We start from the raw sequence: 20,756 nt of genomic DNA on the forward strand, positions 1-20,756 counted from the left end.
CGTGCCCATCGCAAATCAATCGATGTCAGATCGCTGCCGCCAGCGCCGCGATTAGCGCCGGCGGCGTTGCGACGAGTCCGATCTTGAGAAACTGCCAGGCGGTCACCTCGATCTTCTCGCGCCGCAACGCCGTCAGCCAAAGGATGGTGGCAAGCGAGCCTGTGACCGAGATGTTCGGGCCGAGATCGACCCCGATCAAGATGGCCCGGATGACCTCATGCGGCAGGTGGTCGCTGGCGGCGACGGAGCCCGCAACCAGGCCGACCGGCAGGTTGTTGGCGATGTTGTCGGCCACCGCGGTGATCAGGCCCGCGGCCCACGCCGTGCCGTGCGGCAACGACGTCACGCCCTGGTGCAACCAGGCGCTGAGCTGTCCGATCGCGCCGGCGCGGCTTAGACCCTCCACCATCACGAACAGGCCGCCGACCAGGGGCAGCACACCCCATGAGATGCCGCGGATCACCGGCCAAGGCGATTGCCGGCTGACCAGCAGGATCGCGGTCGCCGTGACGACGCCACAGACGAAGGTCGGCAGGCCCAGTTGCACGTCGAGCGCCGAGGCAGTCAGCAGCACCGCTGCGATGGCGCCGATCCCGAACGCGGCAAGCCGACCCTCGCGGCTCAGGTGCGGTTTCTCGACATCGGTGCGCAGCGTCTCCTCACGGAGCGCGCGGCGCTGGGTCAGCCATAGCGCGACAAAGGTCAGGGCGATCGCGGCCATCGAGGGCAGGGTGAACTGGCGCAGCCATTCGGTGAGATGCGGCATGCGTTCGCCGAACACGACCAGATTGGCCGGATTGGAGATCGGCAGCACGAAGCTCGCGGCATTGGCGATGAAGGCGCATACGTACAGATAGGGCAGCGGCGAGGCGCCGGCGGCGCGGGTGGCGGCATAGACGGCCGGCGTCAGCACGATCGCGGTCGCATCGTTGGAGAGCAGCACGGTGACCAGGGTGCCGACCGCATAGACCAGCAGGAACAGGAGCTGCGGCGAGCCGCGCGCATGCTCCACCGCATAGGCCGCCAGATAGTCGAACAGGCCCTCGCGGCGCGCCAGCTCGGCAATCAGCATCATGCCGATCAGGAACAGATAGACGTCGACGCCCTTGCGGATGCCGGTGAGCGCTTCAGCGACAGGCAGCAGGCCGAGCGCGACCAGCAGGATCGCGCCGGCGACGGCCCACACGGCCTCGGGCAGCCGGAAGGGGCGGATGATGACGCCAGCGGTGGCGGGAATGATGATGGCGTAGGCGAGCCAGGTATCGTGCAGGGACATGATCAGGGATCGATAGAGCAAATCATTCGGCGGGGATAGCGGGCGAGGGCGCCGCATTCGGGTGCGCGGCCTCTGCTCCACCGGTCTCGGGAAGCAGCAGCCAGCATACGATCACGGCGAGCGCGGCCGCCGCGCCGAGCACCAGGAATGCGGCGCTGTAGCCGCCATGGACGACGACCAGGCCCGCCAGCGCGGTCGACAGCGCCGCGCCAATGCTCTGCGCTGTGATCACAGCGCCCTGCGCAATGTTGAAGCGTCCGGTGCCGCGCATCAGGTCCGCGACGATCACCGGCATGATCGCGCCGAAGATGCCGGCGCCGACGCCGTCCAGTAGCTGCACGCCGACCAGCCACGCCTTGTCGTCCGATAGCGTATAGAGCATCGCGCGCAGCGGCAGGATCAGCAGCGCCGTCAGGAAGAAGCGCTTGTGGCCCCAGCGGTCGGCGCGGGCGCCGACCAGCAGCGCCATCGGTACCATCACGAGCTGGGCCGCGGCGATGCAGGCCGACATCAGGCTGGTGCCGAGATTCTTGTCCTGCAGCGCCAGCTTCTGGCCGACCAGCGGCAGCATGGCGGCGTTGGCGAGGTGAAACAGCGCGACGCAGACCGCGAAGATCAGCAGCGGACGGCAGGTCAGGAGAATGCTGAGGCCCGAGGGCTGCTCGCCCCGCTTCGGGCGATTGCCCTCCGCCTGATGCGCCAGTCCGCGCGCGACGTCATGGTCGATGGCGCGCTCGGGGATGGCGAGCACGCTGATGAGGCTGCCGGCCGACGTCACCGCCATCAGATAGAACACCGCCGACGGTCCAAGCGCATAGGCGGCAGCGCCGGCGATGACGGCGCCGACCGTGTTGCCGGCATGATTGAAGGTCTCATTGCGGCCGACCCGCGCGGTGAAGGCTTTGGCGCCGACGATCCCGAGCGACACCGCCGCGATCGCCGGCGCGAAGATCACGCCGGCGGCATTGGCGATGCTCTGCGAGATCGCGACCGGCCAGAAGCTGGTCATGAGAGGTAACAGCAGCGAAGCGGCCGTGACGACGATCGCGGCTGATATCATGACCAGCCGTTTTGCCCTGGTGGCGTCGACCAGCGCGCCGGCGGGCGTCTGCGCGACGATGCCCGCGATCGTCGCGAGCGACATCACGACGCCGATCGAGGCCTCGTCCCATTTCTGCTCGGTCAGGAGATAGATCGCGAGATAAGGGCCGAGCCCGTCACGCACATCGGCCAGGAAGAAATTGGTGGCGTCGAGCGCATGGCCGGCGCGGGCCAGGTCCTTGCCGCTATCGAAGTCCGCCATGCCGCCTCGTTGCGCGTGATCCATCGCAACAGCGGTGTACGCTATTTGGTTCCGCAGGGCCGGTGTGACCCACTCCGTCCACGTGGCATTCCGGGGCGCGGAGCGCGCACTACTCAGCGCGGCAGCGGCGCCTTTTCGGCCATCGCCTTGCGCAGGATGCGCGACAGCGACTCCACCGAATAGGGCTTCTTGATCAGCTCGAAGCCGTGATGGGCGTTCTCCGCGAGCACGTGGCTGTAGCCGGATGTCAGCACCACCGGCAGGCCGGGATAGCGGTCGCGGATGATGCCGGCGAGCTCCAGGCCGTTGATGCCGGGCATGATGACGTCGGAGAACACGAGGTCGACCGCGAATTCGTCGTTCGCCAGGATTGCCAGCGCATCGGCGGCATTGGCGACGCGGCGCGTCACATAGCCGAGATCCTCGAGCAGCTCGGTCGAGAACTGCCCCACCTCGTCATTGTCCTCGACCACGAGCACGCGGTAGCCGCGCCCGATGGTCGCCGGCTCGATGCGCGCGGAGCCGGCTTCCGTGCCGGATTGCGGAGCCGTGGCCTGCGGCAGATAGATCGTGAAGGTCGCGCCGTCGCCGATGCGGCTGTCGACCGCGATGTCGCCTTCGGACTGCTTGGCGAAGCCGAACGCCTGGCTGAGGCCGAGACCCGTGCCCTTGCCGACCTCCTTGGTGGTGAAGAAGGGTTCGAAGATTGCGTTGAGATGTTGAGGCGCGATGCCGCCCCCGGTGTCGGCGACCGAAATCGCGATGAAGGCACCGGGCCGGGTGCTTTGGCCACGCAAGGCCGGGATGCTCTCGGTCCGCTGCACGCCGATCTTCAGATGTCCTTCACCGTTCATGGCGTCGCGCGCATTGACGGCGAGATTGATGAGCGCGGTCTGGAATTGCGCGACGTCGGCGAGGGTGAACAGCCCGCTGTCCGTGACCGCGAGCTCGATCTGGATGCGGCTGCCGACGAGCGGACGGATCAGTTGCACGACGCTCTCGACCTGCTCGCCAACATTGAACACCTGCGGCGTCAAGGGTTGTCGCCGCGCGAAGGCCAGGAGCTGCGCGGTCAGCTTCGAGGCGCGCTCCACCGTCTCCGAGATCGCATCGACATAGCGCCGGCGCCGCTCCTCGGGAAGATCGCGGCGGCGCAGGAAGTCGGTGGCCGAGCGGATGATGGTGAGCAGGTTGTTGAAGTCGTGTGCGACGCCGCCGGTGAGCTGGCCGATCGCCTCCATCTTCTGCGACTGCCGCAACAGCTCCTCACCCTGGATGCGCTCGGTCACGTCGATCGCCTCGGCGACCGCGCCGGTCACGACATCATGCTGGTCGAACAGCGGCCGCATCGAAAGCTCGAAATGCCGCTGGCCGCTGGCGAAGTCGAGCCGCATCTCGGTCCGAAAGCTCTCGCCGGCGAGAACGCGGGCGAACGCCTTGCGCAGCATCTCGGTCACGCCCGGCGTATGGGTGAACCAGGGCGCATCCCAGAGCGGCTGGCCGATGACGTTCACTTCACCGGCGCGCATGCCGGCGACCGCGATGCGGTTGGCATGCATCACGCGGCCCTCGACGTCGAGGATGGCCTGATACTGATTGCTGGTGTCGAAGATCGCGCGCATGCGCGCTTCATTGGCCTCGAGCTGGGCGGTGCGCTCCCTGATCCGCTCTTCGAGGGTCTCGTTGATGCGGCGCAGCTCGATCTCGGCCTGCTTGGCGGCCGTGACGTCGTGAGCTACGCCGATGAAACCGACATGTTTGCCGTTCGCATCCCAGCGCGGCTGCGATTCCGATCGCAGCCAGCGCCATTCCCCGTCGGCGCGCCGGTAGCGTGCCTCGAGGAAGAACGGCTTCAGCGAGCGCTCTCCCGACTGCTGCTGCTCGAGGATGCGCGGAAGGTCCTCGGGATGCAGCACCTTGCGCCAGTCGAAGGCCAGCGCCTCGTCAGGGGACATGCCGAGGAAATCGATATAGGCGCGATTGACGAAGGAGCGGGTGCGGTCGAGCTTCGTCACCCAGATCGGCACCGGCGCGCTGTCGGCGATCAGCCGGAAGCGTTCCTCGCTCTCGCGCAGCTTGGCTTGCGCCAGCATCTGGTCGGTGACATCGATATGCGCGCCGACCAGACGGATCGCGCGGCCGTTCCAGTCACGCTCGATGCGGGCGATGACGCGGACCCAGCGGATCTCGCCGTCGCTGGGACGGATGATGCGGTATTCGGTGGTGTAGTCCTCCTGCTTACTCTTGACTGCAGCAATGAAGTCCTGCTCGGCCTTGACGCGGTCGTCGGGATGCACGCGTCTGACCCAGTCTTCGTGAGTCTCGTGGACAGCCTCCGGCGGCAGGCCGTGAATGATCAGGTATTCGGGGGAGCGGCGGTTGCGGTAGCCTTCGCGCAGGTCGACCTCGACGCCGCCGACCCGGGCGATCCGCTGGATGCGCGCGAGCTCCGCCTCGCGTTCCTGCAGCGCGCGATAGGCCTCATCGCGATCGCGCGCTATCTCCTCGATATGCTGGCGCAGCGCATCGGCGGCAGCCTCCGGCCTCACTTCGTCTCTGGGCGCATCCGCGCTGTTCATGCTGACCTGCACTGATGTGGCGAGCAGTCGCCCGAGCATTCCATCGCGGGTGTTCGGAAGCGTGGCGACATTGGGACCAAGGAAAGCAAACTGACCAGAGATTATGGCGGGCAAACGCCGGCATGACGTGAACGTGAGGGCAGATAAAAAGTTCCGTGCTCCCGGAACGGACTGTTACTGTCGTGCGTCGTCAGGCCCTGAACACCGCAACACGAAGGTCCACGCTGTGAAGCTCTTCGTCTGTCAGGCCTGCAAGAACATCCTGTATTTCGAGAATCGCAGCTGCGGGCGCTGCGGCCATCAGCTCGCCTTCATGCCGGAGCGCCAGATCCTGTCGGCGATCGAGCCGGCGGAGGAGGGCTTTCGGACGCTCGCCGACCACGGGACGGGGCGCTTCTTCTGCGCCAATGCCGAGCACGACGCCTGCAACTGGCTGCTCGAGATCGGCGAGACTTCGGGCTTCTGCCGCGCCTGCCGGCACAACGGTACGATTCCCAATCTGTCTGATCCCGCGCAACTCGCCGGATGGCGAGAGCTGGAGGTGGCCAAGCACCGGCTGTTCTATTCGCTGATCCGCTGGAAACTCCCTGTGAAGACACGGATCGAGGATCCCGGGCACGGGTTGATCTTCAACTTCCTTGCCGATGACCCCGCCGGTCAGCAGAGGGTCCTGACCGGCCACGACAACGGCCTCATCACCATCGCTCTGGCCGAGGCCGACGATTTCGAGCGCGAGCGGCGCCGGCTCGAAATGGGCGAGCCGTACCGGACCTTGCTCGGTCATTTTCGCCACGAGGTCGGGCACTACTTCTGGGACGTGCTGGTGCGCGATGCCGGCAGGCTCGAGGAATGCCGGGCCATGTTCGGCGACGATACCCAGGACTACGGCGCGGCGCTGAGGCGGCATTACGATCAGGGGCCGCCGGTGGACTGGCAGGACAATTTCGTTTCGGCCTACGCCACCACACATCCGTGGGAGGATTTTGCCGAGACCTGGGCGCACTACCTCCACATCGTCGATACGCTGGAGATGGCCTCCGAGTTCGGTATCGAGATCGATCCGCCCGCCGACCAGATCGGCGGGCTGACGGCGCGCGTCACCTTCGATCCGTACGTCGCGGAGGACTTCGACACCATCGTCAACGCCTGGCTGCCGTTCACCTTTGCGATGAACAGCGTCGCGCGAGCGATGGGCGCGCGGGATCTCTATCCTTTCATCCTGACGCCGCCGGTCATCGGCAAGCTGGGCTTCATCCACCGCCTGGTGCGGCAGGGTGCACAGCAAGAGTCTGTCGCTCTGGCTCCCGAAAAGCCACAGGCCGAGCCGCAGCAGGAAGAGATCGGGGCGGCGTGATCCGCCTTGACTCTTGAGAACATAAAGTGAACATGAAGGCGTGACCGGAGCGAGGACCGTCATCGCGCATGCAGCCCAGATCGCAATCCAAGACCAATGCTCAAGCCGCGGACAGCGAAGACCTCGCGCTGGAGGCCGCCGTGGACGAGGCCATCGCTGCCTGCGAAGGCGATCCGCGGGCGGCCATTCGTGCCCTGATCGTTGCGAACGATTTCCTTGAGACCGAGGTCGGCGAGCTGATGAAGGCGGTGTCGCACGCCTATGCCCGCGGACGTTTCCACAGCTATTCCGGCTGACGGCAGGGGACACGGCTGGCATGCCTCGCCGGACGGCAGGGGCGGAACGAGAGGCGGGTTGCGCGCGGGCGATTTTGGTATAGACGAACCGGTCAAGCTCGCGGTGTTACGCCTGTGCCACGAGCGGGGAGCCCGCCCAAAGGTATCAAGCAAGAAATGTTCAAAACCATTCTGATCGCGAACCGCGGCGAGATCGCCTGCCGGGTCATCAAGACCGCCCGCCGCATGGGAATCCGAACCGTTGCGGTCTATTCGGAAGCCGACCGCGATGCGCTTCATGTCGAGATGGCCGATGACGCCGTGCTGATCGGCCCGCCCGCCGCCGCCGAGAGCTATCTCCTGATCGACCGCATCGTCGAGGCCTGCCGCAAGACCGGCGCCGAGGCGGTGCATCCGGGCTACGGCTTCCTGTCCGAGCGCGAGGCTTTCCCGCGGGCATTGGCCGAGGCCGGCATCGTCTTCATCGGCCCCAATCCCGGCGCCATCGCCGCCATGGGCGACAAGATCGAATCCAAGAAGGCGGCCGCCAAGGCCAAGGTCTCGACCGTGCCCGGCTTCCTCGGCGTCATCGAGGACGACAAGCACGCCGTGCGCATCGCCGACGAGATCGGCTACCCCGTGATGATCAAGGCCTCCGCCGGCGGCGGCGGCAAGGGCATGCGCATCGCGCGTTCGACCGCCGAGGTCGCCGAGGGTTTCAATCTCGCCAAGGCCGAGGCCAAGGCTTCGTTCGGCGACGATCGCGTCTTCATCGAGAAGTTCATCGTCGATCCCCGCCACATCGAGATCCAGGTGCTCGGCGACAAGCATGGCAACGTGATCTATCTCGGCGAGCGCGAATGCTCGATCCAGCGCCGCAACCAGAAGGTCATCGAGGAGGCGCCGTCGCCGCTGCTCGATGAGGAGACGCGGCGCAAGATGGGCGAGCAGGCGGTCGCGCTCGCCAAGGCCGTGAACTACGACTCCGCCGGCACCGTCGAGTTCGTCGCCGGCCAGGACAAGAGCTTCTACTTCCTCGAGATGAACACCCGCCTGCAGGTCGAGCATCCCGTGACCGAGCTCGTCACCGGTATCGATCTCGTCGAGCAGATGATCCGCGTCGCCGCCGGCGAGAAGCTTTCGCTTGCGCAGAAGGACGTGACGCTGACCGGCTGGGCGGTGGAATCGCGCGTCTATGCGGAAGATCCGTTCCGCAGCTTCCTGCCGTCGATCGGCCGCCTCGTGAAGTATCGCCCGCCGGCCGAGAGCAAGGCTGACGGCATCACCGTGCGCAACGACACCGGCGTGCAGGAGGGCGGCGAGATCTCGATCTATTACGATCCGATGATCGCCAAGCTCGTCACCCATGCGGAGTCGCGGGCTGCCGCGATCGAGGCGCAGTCGACCGCGCTCGATGCGTTCTATGTCGATGGCATCCGCCACAACATCCCGTTCCTGTCGGCGCTGATGAACCATCCGCGCTGGCGCGAGGGCCGGCTGTCGACCGGCTTCATCGCCGAGGAGTTTCCCAAGGGCTTTGCCGCGCGTGCGCCGGAAGGCGAGATCGCGCGCCGGCTGGCGGCGGTGGGTGCTGCGATCGACCACGTGCTCGGCGAGCGCAAGCGGCAGATCTCGCAGCAGATGATCGGCCGGCCTGTGAAGCGACAGGGCCGCCGCGCGGTGTGGCTCGGGCGTGACGAGATCCTGCTCGACATCACCAGGGAGAACGGCGCGATCACGGTCCGCTTCGTCGGGGCCGACGGCAAGGTCGGTCCGGCGCATCAGTTGGTGTCGGACTGGAAACCGGGCGATGCGGTCTGGCACGGCACCATCGATGGCGCGGCCATCGCCGTGCAGACGCGCCTCATTGCGAACGGTGTGCGGCTCGCGCATCAGGGCGTCGAAGCGCCGGTCTACGTCTACACGGAAGCCGAGGCGACCGCGGCGCGGCTGATGCCGGTCGTCACCGCAGGTGATAGCGGCAAGAAGCTCCTGTGCCCGATGCCCGGCCTCGTGGTCTCGATCGCCGTGACCGAAGGGCAGGAGGTCAAGGCCGGCGAGACGCTCGCCGTGGTCGAAGCCATGAAGATGCAAAACGTGCTGCGCGCCGAGCAGGACGGTACGGTGAAGAAGATCCACGCGACAGCCGGCGCTACGCTCGCGGTGGACGCGCTGATCCTGGAGTTTGCGTAAGCTCAGAAGTCGACGTCGTTGCGAACGAAGCGACTTTGTCCGCCGAAGCCTGTAGGCGAAGGCGGAAGCAATCCGGGGCTCGGGAGACGACTCCGGATTGCCTGGTCGCGGAGCCTGTCATCGGGCCGCGCTTTGTGCGGACCCGTTGGCTCCTCGCAATGACGGGAGAGAGGAGGCGAGGATGACTTTCCGTGCACGTCGAGAGGCGCTCCGTGCGATCCTCGCCGGCGATCGCTGCATCCATCCGGGATCGGTATACGACGCGATTTCGATCCGGATCGCCGAGGACCTCGGCTTCGAGCTCGGCATGTTCGGCGGCTCGGCTGCTTCGCTCGCCGTGCTCGGCGACCCCGACATCGCGCTGATCACGCTGACGGAGTTGGCCGAGCAGATGCGGCGAATGTCGCGCGCTGCCGCGCTGCCGGTGCTGGTCGATGCCGATCACGGCTACGGCAACGCGATGAACGTGCGCCGCACGGTGCAGGAACTGGAAGCGGCCGGTGCCGCGGGTCTCACCATCGAGGATACCCTGCTGCCGCAGGCTTTCGGCGAAGCGAAGCCGCAACTGATCTCGCTTGCCGAAGGGGTCGGCAAGGTGAAGGCCGCGCTCGATGGCCGCGACGATCCCGCGCTGGTCATCCTGGGACGGACGGGCGCCGTTTCCATAACCTCGCTCGACGACGCGATCGCGCGAGCCAGGGCGTATGAGGCCTGCGGCGTCGACGGCCTGTTCTTCACCGGCATTACCGCGCGCGACCAACTCGATGCGGTCGCGGCGGCGACGACGCTGCCGATCGTGCTCGGCGGCGCGCCGGAGGAGATGTCCGATCTCGGCTATCTCGCCTCGCGCCGTGTCCGCGTCGCGCTACAGGGCCATGCGCCGATCGCCGCGGCGACGCAGGCGGTGTATGAGACGCTGAAGGCGCTCCGCGACGGCGCCTCGCCGAAGCAGCTCAAGGGGCTGCCGTCGGCGGAGCTGACGGCACGCGTGATGCGCGAGGCGGATGTGAAGAAGCGCCTGCGCGATTTTCTGGGGCTCGGATCATGATCGATCGCGCCATCGTCCACGTCTTGGTGCGCGGCCGCGTCCAGGGAGTGGGTTATCGTGCCTGGGTCGAGGACCAGGCCATCCTGAACGGCCTCGAAGGCTGGGTCCGCAACCGCACCGATGGCAGTGTCGAGGCGTTGTTCGCGGGTCCCTCGGACGACGTTGCCGCCGTGTTGGCAGCCTGCCGCGAGGGACCGCCAGCAGCGCATGTCGATGCCGTGATGGAAAACCCGGCGACGGCCGATCAGCTCAAACCGCGCCGGCCGGGCGAGGCGTTCTCCGTGTTGCCGACGCTCTAACGACACGGCGCGCGAGCCCGCCGCTCACCCCGCCGAGATCACCAGCGCCTGGATGCGGCCCTCGATCGGTCCGTTGCCGAACCGGCGCGCCAGCGCGTCCGCGGTCGCCTGCGTCACGGCGGCGAGGCCGGGCGTGCCGCGTGCTTCGATCTCGCCGCGCATCGGTGTGCCCTGGCAAAATGCCGTGGCCGGGTCCTGAGGCGACGCCGCGCGGCTGCGATGCGTCACCGTCTCGATCGCGATATCGGTGAAGCCCGCTGCGGTCAGATCGGCCTCGATCCGCCCGGCATCGAAATAGCCGTGCGGAGTCCGGATGAAGAACTGCGGCGGGCTTTCGGGGAAGACCTGCTGCAACGTCTCGTGAACGACGTGAGGGATTTCATTCTCCTCGATCCGGTCCCAGACGTTGAAGACGAAACGTCCGCCGGGCCGGAGCACGCGGCGGGCCTCCGCATAGCCCTTGACGCGATCGGGGAAGAACATCGCGCCGAACTGACATGCGACGGCATCGAAGCTCGCGTCGGCAAAGGGCAGGGTCAGCGCATCGGCTTGATGAAATGCGATGCGGTCCGCAGCGGCGAGATGGGTCTTCGCCTGCGCGAGCATCGGCTCGTTGAGGTCGGTGGCGGTGATCCGGACCTCCGGCGGCAGTTGAGCATGCAGGGCCCGCGTAACCACGCCGGTGCCCGCCGCCGTCTCCAGCACGTCGCGCGGCAGGTACGCCGCGATGCGCCGCGCGAGGTCCAGCGCATAGGGCACGAAGATCAAGGGGACCATCAGTTGATCGTAGATCTGTGGGATCGATCCAGTGAACGCCTTGTCGGATGCCGTCATGGCTTGCTCCTGTTGCAGAGGGGGCAGGCGGGGAACCGGGCGGTCGGCAGGCGCAAAATGGGCGCCGTAACATCCGTCGGGCCAGCCCCCAGCCCGGTTCAAAGCCGGGTCTCTTGACATTCATCCTCGCCCGTCAGATATTTCTGTTATGACAGAAATTACAGGCCATCGAAAACTTCCGCCCGCCGTCGAGCGTTTCATCCTCAACTGGGGCGACATGGGCGACCGGTGGGGCGTGAACCGCTCGGTGAGCCAGATCCACGGGCTGCTGTACCTCGCCGAGAAGCCGATGACGGCGGAGGACATCGCCGACACGCTCGGCATGGCCCGCTCCAATGTCTCGAACTCGCTGAAGGAGCTGCTCGCCTGGGGCTTGATCCGGCGCGTGCCGATCCTCGGCGACCGCCGCGATCATTTCGAGGCCGAGACCGACATCTGGGAGGTCGCACAGCGGATCGCGGCCGGCCGCAAGGAGCGCGAGATCGATCCCGCGATCGCTGCGCTGCGCGCCTGCGTCGCGGAAGCGACCGGCGATCCCGCGATCAGCACGGTCGCAGCCAGGCGGCTGAAAGACATGCTGGCGTTCACTGAGCTGGTCGACCGCTGGTACGTGCAGATGCTGAAGGTGCCGCGGCCGCGTCTCGTCGCGCTGATCAAGCTCGGCGAGAAGATCGCAAATCTGCTGCCGTCGGGAAGATCAAGGTCGTAGATGAGCGGAGGGCGTCATGGTGACCATGGGACATCTCGGACTTTCAACGCCCTCCAACGCCCGGCTTCATGACGATCACAGGTTTCGTGTGCTGTTGTCCGCCGAGGATTGGGGGCGGCTGCCGGTGTCGATCTGGCGCCGCTTCTCCAAGAAACTCGCCGACGGCGCGACCGTCGTCTATGTCGGCGAAGTCGATCAGGCCGAGATCAGTCGTGCCGGCTTCTGGTTCGCGCATCTGGCGCGGCTGATCGGCGGGCCGCTGCCGACGCACGCAGACATCGGTGTGCCGATGATCGTCGCGGTGACGGAGGACGCGGCGAGAGGCGGCCAGATCTGGACGCGCATCTGCGGACGCCCGCATGGCTTCCCGCAGGTGATCCATTCCGCCAAGCGCTTCGCCGGTCCGACGGGGCTCGAGGAATATCTCGGCTGGGGCCTTAGCATGAGCCTGCGCGTCGGCGTCGCCGATGGCGCGCTTCATTTCCATAGCGCCGGCTACACGTTCGACTTCGCGGGCCGGCGCTGGGCGCTGCCGGCATGGCTCACGCCCGGCGACCTCACCGTCACCCATTCCGATCTCGGCAGCGGCGTCTTTCGCTTCTCGCTCGAGATCATCCATCCGCGCTTCGGGCGCATCATCCGCCAGAGCGCCATGTTCCGGGAGTCCGCACCATGACGCCGCTGCTCTGGTCCCTGATTGCGCTTCAGATCGTGATGGGCGTGTTCGACACCGTCTATCACCATGAGTTCACCGAGCGCCTGGCCTGGCGCCCGTCACAGCAGGGCGAGCTCAAGCTGCACGGCGTCCGCAATATGCTCTATGCGCTGCTGTTCGCCGTCATCGGCTGGTGCGAGGTGCATGGATTGTTCGCAATCCTCGTGCTCGCGGTGCTCGTGGCCGAGATCGGCATCACCTTGACCGATTTCGTCGAGGAGGATCTGACGCGCAAGCTGCCGCCGAGCGAACGCGTGAATCACACGCTGCTCGCCATCAACTACGGCGCGATCCTCATGCTGCTGGTGCCGCTGCTGATCGGCTGGGCGATGCAGCCCTCGGCGATCGTGCTGGCCTTTGCCGGCTTGCTGAGCTGGATTGCGGCTGCCGCCGCGGTTGGCGCTGCCCTGTGCGGCCTGCGCGACTTCACCGCGGCACGGCGCCTTGCGCGGATGTCGCAGCCGGATGCGGCCGGGCTGGTCGCGGCGCTGCCGCCGGCACAGACCATCCTCATCACCGGCGCGACCGGTTTCATCGGCGCGCGGCTGGTGGCCGGTCTCGCCGCGGCCGGTCATCACGTCGTCGCCCTGGTACGTGATCCGGCCAAGGCCGCCGTGCTGCCGGCGCCGCTGACCTTGATCACCAATCTCGATCAGCTCGCGTCCGACACCCGTATCGACGCGATCGTCAATCTTGCCGGTGAACCGATCGGCAATGCGCCGTGGACCGCGGCCAGGCGCGCGACGATCCTGCAGTCCCGGCTGGCTACGACGGAAGCCGTCGTCTCTCTGATTGCGCGACTCGACCGCAAGCCGAATGTCTTGATCAACGGCTCGGCGATCGGCTGGTACGGCCTGTGGCAGGACCAGCCGCTGACGGAATCGGCCAAGTCGCATGCCTGCTTCAGCCATGACCTCTGCGACGCCTGGGAACAGGCGGCGCGCGGTGCCGAAGCGCACGGCGTCCGCGTCGCACTGCTGAGGATCGGGCTCGTGGTCGGCCGCGACGGCGGCTTCCTGGCGCGAATGCTGACGCCGTTCGAATTCGGCCTCGGCGGGCCATTCGGCTCCGGTCTGCAATGGATGTCCTGGATCGAGCGCGACGATCTCGTTCGGCTGATCGCGCATGTGATCGCGACTGAGGCCATCACCGGGCCGGTCAATGCGACGGCGCCGCTGCCGGTGCGCAATCTCGCCTTCACCGCCGAACTCGCGCGCTGCCTGCGGCGTCCGGCGCTGCTGCGCGTCCCCGCCGGTCTGCTGCGCCGGATCGGCGGCGACTTCGCCGAGGAGCTTTTGCTCGGCGGCCAGCGCGTGGTGCCGAACAAGGCGCTGTCGAGCGGCTTCGTGTTCCGGCATCAGAGCCTGCGTAGCGCGCTCGAAGCCATCCTGTGAGCGGTCGAAAAAAGCGTCACGATTGCTCGGCGCGTGCCATCGTCGCCGATGGCAGCTCGCCGAACGTGGCGCGGTAGTAGCGGGCGAAGTGTCCGGCATTGGCAAAGTTGCAGGCGGCGGCGGCCGCTGCCACCGTGACGTCGGGATCGCCGGAGCGCAGCATCTCGCGGGCGCGCCGCAGGCGCACCGATTTGGCGAAGGCCATCGGCGAATAGCCGCGCACGCGCTCGAACAGACGGAAGATCGAGCGGGCGCTGACGCCGGCTTCGCGCGCCAGGCGCTCGATCGTGATCGGCTCGCGCCAGTTGGCCTCGATGTAATCTTCGAGCCGCTTGACCAGGCCGAAATCCGGCATCGGAGAGGGACCCAGGAGCGTGTCGCGGAAACGATGACGGCTGGCGCAGAGGAAGGCGACATGCACCGCATCCTCCAGCTCGCGATACACCGCGGCGGGGAACGCCGCATCCTGCTCGTTGAGCTGGGTCGTCAGGAAATCCAGCAGCCGCATCAGGTTGCGGGCCTGCGGATCGGCGGTCGGAATGGCAGGGTCGATCGCAAAGTCGGCGCGCGGCTGCACGCCGACCAGCGCCGTCAGGCGCCGTCGCAGCGCCTGGGGATCGAGCCGCAGAGTCAGTCGCCGATGGCCACCCAGGCACGCCATCTGCCATGGCACGCCGGCCGGCGCGACTGCGAACTGATGCTCATTGACGTCGGTCGCCTCGCCGGGAGTGCAACTGACCGCGCGTCCCTTCAGGGCGATCTGCACTCTCATGAAATCGGCGGCGCGATGGTCGCAGACCATGTCGCAGGTCGTGGTGCCGAACGCGAGGCCGATGGTCTCGAGCTCGATCAGGTTGACGATCGCCTCGAAGCGCTCGGCGTTCCTGAAGTCGACGCGCTCGGCGCCGAGCCGGCGCCCCGCGAGGTCGCGCAGCACGTCGGCGTTCGAGGTTCGGATCAGCGCGTGGCGATGCAATGGTTCGAGGCCGGTCGCGCCGGTCGAGGCCGGGCTCGGCTTTGCTGGGGCGCTGACGAGGTCAGCTGCGGTCAAGAGACGGTTCAAGCCGCTGCTCCTGAACTCGGATGATTAATCCATGCTACATCAGGCTCCGCGGGCGTCAATTACTTCGAGATCGCGGCGCTTCGGAATGCCGCGGCCAGCGTGCGCAAGGCCGCGCGCTTGGCCGCATCGCCCGCCTTCGCATGCAGCATCACCTTGGAGCGGCCGAGCTTGGGCAGGCCGAGATCCGTTCCGACATCGATCAGTCCGCTGGGTGCGATCCGGCGGGCCAGCGGCGCAATCGCAAGACCGGCCCGCGCGGCGGCCGCAACGGCCGTCACCCCGCCGCCGACGAACGTCTCGCTGAAGCTGATTCGGGCGCGCTCGAGCGCGCGGACCGCGATGCTGCGCACGCCACAGGGCGGCGCGAGCGTGGCGAGCGGCAGCGTGCCGGCCGCCGGCAGACGAAATCTGGGCGCTGCGAACCAGCCGAACTCGTCCGTGATCAACGCCTCGCCACCGCGCCGGCTCGCCTCCTGGCGGACGATCACGGCGTCGAGCTTGCCGGCATCGTAGCGGTCGAGCAGGTCGCGCGAGAAGCCGATGCTGACCGACAGGACGAGATCTGCCGTGGCCCCATGCAGCTGCTCGAGCATCGGCACCAGCTCGGGGCCGGCGACGTGATCGCTGATCCCCAGCGACAACAGCGGCCGGATGCGGGGGGCCCCGGTCAGCGCGAGGTCATGCGCGGCAACCAGCGCGCGGGCGTTCTCGGCGAAGGCCGCGCCGTCGGAGGTGAGCCGGACCGCGCGTGGCGAACGCTCGACCAGCCGCTTTCCGAGCAGCGCTTCCAGGCGCTGCAGCTTCAGGCTGACCGCGGCCTGCGTGGTGCCGAGCGTCTCGGCCGCCCGGGTGAAGCTGTGCAGCTCGCTCACCAGCAGAAAGGCGCGGACGGTCGCGATGTCGAGCGTGGCTGTCATATGCGATCGTTATCATTGATATCAATCCCGATAAGATACCAAAATGACAGGCGCGCGGCTAGCTTTGCTGTCGAGGCGCAGTCACGCGCTGGATACCGGGAGCCAACCATGCCGTTGATCAACATCGTCTATGCCAGCCAGCGCCGCTCGCCGTCGCTGAAAAAGGCCATCGCGGACGCCGTCACCGAATTGACGGCGCGGATCCTGCGCAAGGATCCCAAGGTCACCGCCGTCATCGTCTCGGAAGCGGATGCCGCGGACTGGTTCGCCGGCGGCGCCTCGCTGGCGGAGCAGGGACTTGCCAGCTACTGGATCGACGTTCACGTCAGCGAGGGCACCAACACCAAGGACGAGAAGGCCGCCTATCTGGCCGCGGTGTTCGCGCGCATGGCCGAGCTGATCGGCCCGCTGCATCACGAGACCTACCTTCATGTCGACGAGATCAAGGCGGATGCCTACGGCTTCGGTGGCTTGAGCCAGGAGCGCCGCTATGTCGCGGCGAAGCTCGACGTGCCGCCGCAGCAGGGCGCCGCGTGAGCTCATGCCGTCTCCGGCTACGCGACGCTGACGGCGCCGAAGACGCTCTCGAACGCCTGCCGGAACGCGATGTCGACATCGGCGAGCGTCACCGGCAGGCCGAGATCGACCAGGCTGGTGACGCCGTAACGCGGATCGGTCACGCCGCAGGGCACGATGGCCTGAAAGTGCGACAGGTCCGGCTCGACATTGATGGCGATGCCGTGAAAGCTGACCCAGCGCTTCAGCCGCACGCCGATCGCGGCGATCTTGTCCTCATGGCCCTCGCCCTTGTCGGGCCGTTTGACCCAGACGCCGACGCGATCCTCGCGCCGCTCGCCGCGCACGTTGAAGGCATCGAGGGTGCGGATGATGGTCTCCTCGAGCGCCGCGACATAGGCTCGCACATCCGGCCGGCGCCGCTTGAGGTCGAGCATGACATAGGCCACCCGCTGGCCGGGCCCATGATAGGTGACCTGGCCGCCGCGCCCGGTCGGCACCAGCGGAAAGCGCGGATCGCGCAGGTCTTCGGCCTTGCCCGACGTACCGGAGGTGTAGACCGGCGGGTGCTCGAGCAGCCAGACCATCTCCGCGGCCTCGTGAGCGGCGATCGCGGCCGCCCGCGCCTCCATGAACTCGGTGGCCTGGGCGTAGTCGATCAGCGAATCGGAGATGCGCCACGCCACGGCGTTGCCGGGGGGGCCAGCAAAGGTGGTCAGGTCGAGCGTTTCGCGGCTGTTAACCATTGGCTAACCACAACATGGTGATGTCTGGGCAACGAAAATCCAGTCGTGACTTCGGTGGTCCTGCAGTGTCAACCCTCGATAAAGTGACAGTCGACCTGATGGTCGTTCTCGGCACCTGCTCCATGCCCATCCACCAGGTTCTGCGCCTGTCCCGCGGCGCCATCATCGAGCTGGACGCCACCGAGGCCGACGACGTCAAGGTGCTCGCCAACAATCTGCCGATCGCAAATGGGGTGGTGCTGGTCGACCGCAACCGCATCGCGGTCGAGGTCAAGCAGATGCTGCCGCGCTCGCCGACGCCGACGTCGCGATAGCGCGCCCCGGCCAAGCCAAAACCGTCCACAATCCGGTATTTTAGGGCAGGGCGGGCCTTGTCCCCCCGACATCGATTTGATACACGGGCGCCACTGATCCGGTGCCGCCCTTCCTCTGGCTCCGGCTTCTTCTTCGCGCTCGTGGCGGAATTGGTAGACGCGCTGCCTTGAGGTGGCAGTGGGTAACACCGTGGGGGTTCGAGTCCCTCCGAGCGCACCATCCCTCTCTCCCCAAAACTTCAAATCTGTTTGCGGTTTGTTCCGGCCTCGCGCCTTTCGTTCGGGCGATGGGCTACGGTCCCGCGGCGCGATGGCGTCCGAGTTGTGCCGGTCGTTCCGCCCTCGAGAATGAGAGGGCGCAGGGAATGCCGGGCGCTGGCCGCACCCATGGCCCGCCTGCGAAAAAAATGCAGGCGGCAGGAACCACAGGTTCAGCCGAGACATCCCGGCATTCCCCGCGCGATGGTTTTCACGCTTATGTCGCGATCTCCCCGGTGTCCGGCTCTTTAGCCACCGTCGCCCTCGGGATCATCGCCCGACGACTTGGCGCCAGCATCGGGGCGCCAGGACCACGCGTCTTCACGTCCGCAAACCTGCCGTTCGTCGGCGAGCCCGTGAGCCCGCTGCAGCACGCCTGCGGCCACCGCATCCCCAGACCCCACGTCTCGTGACGATCGCGAAGCGCCCCTCTCGGCGGGTCCAGGATAGCGATACACAAACACGTATTCGGAAAAATAGCAACAAGATTATTTTCTTCAGAAGGTCTGGACGGGGCCAAATCAGCTTGATGACGCTGACGGAGTCCGTCGCGCCGTGCACCCCGACTCCGCCGCACGTGACGCTGCCATGGGACGGCAAAGCGACGCCGAAGGCGACGCGTGCCACCATTGGCGCCAGTGGGGCGGGCGGTGGGCACGGCTCGTGCGAGATCGTGCACGACACCATCGTTGTTGGCGCGCCTTTGCCCGCCCTGCGGCGCCTGCGTGGCGTCATCGCTCAACCATGATCACCAGATGAGCGGGGGCGTGCCGCGATGCGTTCGCCGAACTAAACGATGCCGCCGTTCGGTCCGGGTTGTTCAAGGCGTCATCTCGAGAGCGACGGCTTCCCTCGCTGTGGCGACCGCGAGGACGCCGGGCGGCCACGAGACCGCACAGCAGAAGCGCGCCTCGTTCATCATGGCGATAACGATCCTTCCGCCCGCAGGTCATGGAATTCCGGTAAGTCGCTGAAAGGGCGCGATAATCGGCGTTCAACCCCGATCCCCTGCGCCTACTACCTTCCGCCTATGAGAGCCGGGCGGAGCTGATGCTGTAATCGCCCCGTTGCTTGCAGCGCGACTGCTCATCTTGGGGCTGGCGCACGCGCCATACGACCACAACAAAGACATAAGCGGAGGGAACTGATGAACTTCACAAGCAGGAGATTCTTGGCTGGCATCTCGACGGTTGCCTTCCTTGTCGCCGGCACGTTAGGCGTCCGCGCCAACGACTCGGCGCTGAAGGCCGCCAGCGAGCCCGGCGCCTGGGCGATGGCCGGGCATGACTACGGCAACACCCGGTTCAGCCCGCTCAAGGAGATCAACACCGAGAACGCCAGCAAGCTGTCGCTGGTCTATTCGTTCTCGCTGGCCTCGCTACGCTCGAACGAGGCCTCGCCGATCGTGATCGGCAACACGCTCTACGTCTCGACGTCGTGGGGGCCGAAATACGTCTATGCGCTGGATGCCGCGACCGGCGCGCGCAAATGGACCTATGAGCCGGACATTCCGGACGATACGCTGCAATATGCCTGCTGCGACGTGAACAGCCGCGGCATCTCCTATGCCGACGGCAAGCTGTTCGTCGGCCGGCTCGACGGCAAGCTGACCGCGCTCGATGCCGCCACCGGCAAGGAGCTGTGGACGTCCAAGGTGGTGGACTACAAGCAGGGCTCGGTGATCACCTCGCCGCCGCTGGTCGTGCGCGACAAGGTCATCACCGGCTTCGGCGGCGGCGAGTACGGCGTGCGCGGCTCGCTGCAGGCCTACGACATCAACTCCGGCAAGATGGTCTGGCAGACCTACACGGTGCCTGCGCCCGGCGAGCCCGGCAGCGAGACCTGGAAGGGTGACACCGGCCTGCATGGTGGCGGCGCGGCCTGGCTGGTCGGCTCCTACGATCCGAAGAGCGACACGGTCTATTGGGGCACCAGCAATCCAGGTCCCTGGAACACCGCCGTGCGCTCGACCGGCAATGGCGATTTCGGCAAGCTGACCAATCTGTATACGGCGTCCACGCTGGCGCTCGATCCGAACACCGGCAAGATCAAGTGGCACATCCAGACCACGCCTGCCGATGCCTGGGACTATGACGGCGTCAACGAGGCTATTCTCGCCGATCTCAAGGTTGGCGGTGCGGCTGTCCCGACGCTGATGAAGGCCGACCGCAATGGCTTCTTCTTCGTGGCCAACCGCGAGACCGGCAAGGTGATCTCGGCCGAGAAATACGTCTTCGCCAACTGGGCGCAGAAATGGGACACCTCGACGTTGCGCGCGGTCGAGGATCCGGACAAACGGCCGGGCCCCGGACATCCCGTCAAGGACGTCTGCCCGAACCTGATCGGCGGCAAGAACTGGCAGCCGATGTCGTACAATCCGGACACCGGCCTGGTCTACATCCCGGCGAACAATGTCTGCATGGACTGGTCGGTCAGCGACGTCTCGTACAAGCGCGGCGTGTTCTATCTCGGTGCGGAATTCCCGACCAAGGAAGGCCCCGGCGGGTTCCTCGGTGAACTCATCGCCTGGGATCCCGTGAACAACAAGAAGGTCTGGTCGATCCAGGAAGACCTTCCGTTCAACGGCGGCACGCTGAGCACCGCCGGCGGCTTGGTATTCTCCGGCAATCTTCACGGCGACTTCCGCGCCATCGACGCCAAGACCGGCAAGATCCTGTGGAAGAAGAATCTCGGCTCCGGCATCGGTGCCGGTCCGGTGACCTACTCGGTGGACGGCAAGCAGTACGTTGCCGTCGTCGTCGGCCGCACCGCCTCGATCCCGGCGTTCCTGGGCGAGATCGGCAAGAAGATGACGAACGCAGCTCCCGAGGGCGGCGCTCTGTTCGTGTTCGCGGTCCAATAACCGCAACGCTCGCGACGGCTGCGCGTGGCCCCGGCCGCGGGGACACGCGCGGCGTTCAGCCAATCCGCATCAAGCGGACGAAGACGGCCCGGCCGCGAGA

General features: G+C 66.7%; 18 protein-coding genes and 1 tRNA gene. 12 read left to right on the forward strand and 7 right to left on the reverse strand.

Going from position 1 to position 20,756, the window contains the following annotated elements:
- Positions 1-25: 25 nt before the first annotated feature.
- The 3 genes from ACQR03_RS31240 to ACQR03_RS31250 all read right to left on the reverse strand — a co-directional run bounded on the left by ACQR03_RS31240 (position 26) and on the right by ACQR03_RS31250 (position 5,158).
- Positions 26-1,276 (reverse strand): arsenic transporter, encoded by a 1,251-nt coding sequence (locus ACQR03_RS31240; RefSeq protein WP_434842255.1) that lies wholly within the window; start codon positions 1,274-1,276, stop codon positions 26-28.
- A 22-nt stretch (positions 1,277-1,298) separates the two neighbouring features.
- On the reverse strand, positions 1,299-2,579 hold the full coding sequence (locus ACQR03_RS31245; protein WP_316203026.1) for an MFS transporter: 1,281 nt from the start codon (positions 2,577-2,579) through the stop codon (positions 1,299-1,301).
- A 113-nt stretch (positions 2,580-2,692) separates the two neighbouring features.
- A complete protein-coding gene (locus ACQR03_RS31250) occupies positions 2,693-5,158 on the reverse strand; it encodes a PAS domain-containing hybrid sensor histidine kinase/response regulator (RefSeq protein ID WP_315827871.1) in 2,466 nt (821 codons plus the stop codon).
- Between the two features lie 226 nt (positions 5,159-5,384).
- Here ACQR03_RS31250 and ACQR03_RS31255 point away from each other — a divergent pair, with 226 nt between their 5' ends.
- The 5 genes from ACQR03_RS31255 to ACQR03_RS31275 all read left to right on the forward strand — a co-directional run bounded on the left by ACQR03_RS31255 (position 5,385) and on the right by ACQR03_RS31275 (position 10,327).
- On the forward strand, positions 5,385-6,512 hold the full coding sequence (locus ACQR03_RS31255; protein WP_316165053.1) for a zinc-binding metallopeptidase family protein: 1,128 nt from the start codon (positions 5,385-5,387) through the stop codon (positions 6,510-6,512).
- 68 nt (positions 6,513-6,580) lie between these two features.
- Positions 6,581-6,808 (forward strand): hypothetical protein, encoded by a 228-nt coding sequence (locus ACQR03_RS31260; protein WP_315754780.1) that lies wholly within the window; start codon positions 6,581-6,583, stop codon positions 6,806-6,808.
- 156 nt (positions 6,809-6,964) lie between these two features.
- Positions 6,965-8,980 (forward strand): acetyl/propionyl/methylcrotonyl-CoA carboxylase subunit alpha, encoded by a 2,016-nt coding sequence (locus ACQR03_RS31265; RefSeq protein WP_315717707.1) that lies wholly within the window; start codon positions 6,965-6,967, stop codon positions 8,978-8,980.
- Between the two features lie 181 nt (positions 8,981-9,161).
- On the forward strand, positions 9,162-10,028 hold the full coding sequence (locus ACQR03_RS31270; RefSeq protein WP_316170834.1) for an isocitrate lyase/PEP mutase family protein: 867 nt from the start codon (positions 9,162-9,164) through the stop codon (positions 10,026-10,028).
- Positions 10,025-10,327, forward strand: a complete 303-nt coding sequence (locus ACQR03_RS31275) for an acylphosphatase (RefSeq protein ID WP_315717709.1) — start codon at positions 10,025-10,027, stop codon at positions 10,325-10,327. Before ACQR03_RS31270 ends, ACQR03_RS31275 begins: the two co-directional genes overlap by 4 nt.
- A 24-nt stretch (positions 10,328-10,351) precedes the next feature.
- Here the strand turns inward: ACQR03_RS31275 and ACQR03_RS31280 are convergent, their stop codons facing one another.
- Positions 10,352-11,161: a class I SAM-dependent methyltransferase gene (locus tag ACQR03_RS31280; RefSeq protein ID WP_434842254.1), complete on the reverse strand. Its 810-nt coding sequence runs from the start codon at positions 11,159-11,161 to the stop codon at positions 10,352-10,354.
- 148 nt (positions 11,162-11,309) lie between these two features.
- Here ACQR03_RS31280 and ACQR03_RS31285 point away from each other — a divergent pair, with 148 nt between their 5' ends.
- The 3 genes from ACQR03_RS31285 to ACQR03_RS31295 are packed head-to-tail and all read left to right on the forward strand — an operon-like array spanning position 11,310 to position 13,979.
- Positions 11,310-11,870, forward strand: a complete 561-nt coding sequence (locus tag ACQR03_RS31285) for a GbsR/MarR family transcriptional regulator (protein WP_315717711.1) — start codon at positions 11,310-11,312, stop codon at positions 11,868-11,870.
- A gap of 16 nt (positions 11,871-11,886) precedes the next feature.
- Positions 11,887-12,546 carry a DUF4166 domain-containing protein gene (locus ACQR03_RS31290; RefSeq protein WP_315717712.1) on the forward strand — a complete coding sequence of 220 codons (660 nt, stop codon included), beginning with the start codon at positions 11,887-11,889 and terminating at the stop codon, positions 12,544-12,546.
- Positions 12,543-13,979 (forward strand): TIGR01777 family oxidoreductase, encoded by a 1,437-nt coding sequence (locus ACQR03_RS31295; RefSeq protein ID WP_434842253.1) that lies wholly within the window; start codon positions 12,543-12,545, stop codon positions 13,977-13,979. The genes ACQR03_RS31290 and ACQR03_RS31295 overlap by 4 nt, the downstream gene beginning before the upstream one ends.
- A 16-nt stretch (positions 13,980-13,995) precedes the next feature.
- Here the strand turns inward: ACQR03_RS31295 and ACQR03_RS31300 are convergent, their stop codons facing one another.
- On the reverse strand, positions 13,996-15,042 hold the full coding sequence (locus ACQR03_RS31300; RefSeq protein ID WP_434842252.1) for an AraC family transcriptional regulator: 1,047 nt from the start codon (positions 15,040-15,042) through the stop codon (positions 13,996-13,998).
- Between the two features lie 59 nt (positions 15,043-15,101).
- Complete coding sequence (locus tag ACQR03_RS31305) at positions 15,102-15,959, reverse strand: LysR family transcriptional regulator (protein WP_434842251.1); 858 nt, start codon at positions 15,957-15,959, stop codon at positions 15,102-15,104.
- Between the two features lie 108 nt (positions 15,960-16,067).
- On the opposite strand from ACQR03_RS31305, the gene ACQR03_RS31310 reads away from it, so the two are divergent.
- Positions 16,068-16,496, forward strand: coding sequence for a tautomerase family protein (locus ACQR03_RS31310; protein ID WP_434842250.1), 429 nt, complete (start codon positions 16,068-16,070; stop codon positions 16,494-16,496).
- Positions 16,497-16,513: 17 nt separating this feature from the next.
- Here the strand turns inward: ACQR03_RS31310 and lipB are convergent, their stop codons facing one another.
- A complete protein-coding gene (gene lipB / locus ACQR03_RS31315) occupies positions 16,514-17,221 on the reverse strand; it encodes a lipoyl(octanoyl) transferase LipB (RefSeq protein ID WP_434842249.1) in 708 nt (235 codons plus the stop codon).
- 20 nt (positions 17,222-17,241) lie between these two features.
- On the opposite strand from lipB, the gene ACQR03_RS31320 reads away from it, so the two are divergent.
- The 3 genes from ACQR03_RS31320 to ACQR03_RS31330 all read left to right on the forward strand — a co-directional run bounded on the left by ACQR03_RS31320 (position 17,242) and on the right by ACQR03_RS31330 (position 20,656).
- Positions 17,242-17,535 carry a FliM/FliN family flagellar motor switch protein gene (locus tag ACQR03_RS31320; RefSeq protein WP_409997775.1) on the forward strand — a complete coding sequence of 98 codons (294 nt, stop codon included), beginning with the start codon at positions 17,242-17,244 and terminating at the stop codon, positions 17,533-17,535.
- Positions 17,536-17,670: 135 nt separating this feature from the next.
- A tRNA-Leu gene (locus ACQR03_RS31325) sits at positions 17,671-17,755 on the forward strand.
- Between the two features lie 1,209 nt (positions 17,756-18,964).
- Complete coding sequence (locus tag ACQR03_RS31330) at positions 18,965-20,656, forward strand: PQQ-dependent methanol/ethanol family dehydrogenase (protein ID WP_316204566.1); 1,692 nt, start codon at positions 18,965-18,967, stop codon at positions 20,654-20,656.
- Positions 20,657-20,756 lie beyond the last annotated feature (100 nt).

The organism is Bradyrhizobium sp. HKCCYLS3070 (genome assembly GCF_051167575.1).
GTDB lineage: Bacteria > Pseudomonadota > Alphaproteobacteria > Rhizobiales > Xanthobacteraceae > Bradyrhizobium.

Coding starts and splice junctions, on each gene's coding strand:
- ACQR03_RS31295 (WP_434842253.1), top strand. CDS start 12,543: ATGACGCCGCTGCTCTGGTCCCTGATTGCGCTTCAGATCGTGATGGGC.
- ACQR03_RS31245 (WP_316203026.1), bottom strand. CDS start 2,579: ATGGCGGACTTCGATAGCGGCAAGGACCTGGCCCGCGCCGGCCATGCG.
- lipB (WP_434842249.1), bottom strand. CDS start 17,221: ATGGTTAACAGCCGCGAAACGCTCGACCTGACCACCTTTGCTGGCCCC.
- ACQR03_RS31240 (WP_434842255.1), bottom strand. CDS start 1,276: ATGTCCCTGCACGATACCTGGCTCGCCTACGCCATCATCATTCCCGCC.
- ACQR03_RS31265 (WP_315717707.1), top strand. CDS start 6,965: ATGTTCAAAACCATTCTGATCGCGAACCGCGGCGAGATCGCCTGCCGG.
- ACQR03_RS31260 (WP_315754780.1), top strand. CDS start 6,581: ATGCAGCCCAGATCGCAATCCAAGACCAATGCTCAAGCCGCGGACAGC.
- ACQR03_RS31270 (WP_316170834.1), top strand. CDS start 9,162: ATGACTTTCCGTGCACGTCGAGAGGCGCTCCGTGCGATCCTCGCCGGC.
- ACQR03_RS31310 (WP_434842250.1), top strand. CDS start 16,068: ATGCCGTTGATCAACATCGTCTATGCCAGCCAGCGCCGCTCGCCGTCG.
- ACQR03_RS31305 (WP_434842251.1), bottom strand. CDS start 15,959: ATGACAGCCACGCTCGACATCGCGACCGTCCGCGCCTTTCTGCTGGTG.
- ACQR03_RS31280 (WP_434842254.1), bottom strand. CDS start 11,161: ATGACGGCATCCGACAAGGCGTTCACTGGATCGATCCCACAGATCTAC.
- ACQR03_RS31320 (WP_409997775.1), top strand. CDS start 17,242: ATGTCTGGGCAACGAAAATCCAGTCGTGACTTCGGTGGTCCTGCAGTG.
- ACQR03_RS31250 (WP_315827871.1), bottom strand. CDS start 5,158: ATGAACAGCGCGGATGCGCCCAGAGACGAAGTGAGGCCGGAGGCTGCC.
- ACQR03_RS31275 (WP_315717709.1), top strand. CDS start 10,025: ATGATCGATCGCGCCATCGTCCACGTCTTGGTGCGCGGCCGCGTCCAG.
- ACQR03_RS31290 (WP_315717712.1), top strand. CDS start 11,887: ATGGTGACCATGGGACATCTCGGACTTTCAACGCCCTCCAACGCCCGG.
- ACQR03_RS31285 (WP_315717711.1), top strand. CDS start 11,310: ATGACAGAAATTACAGGCCATCGAAAACTTCCGCCCGCCGTCGAGCGT.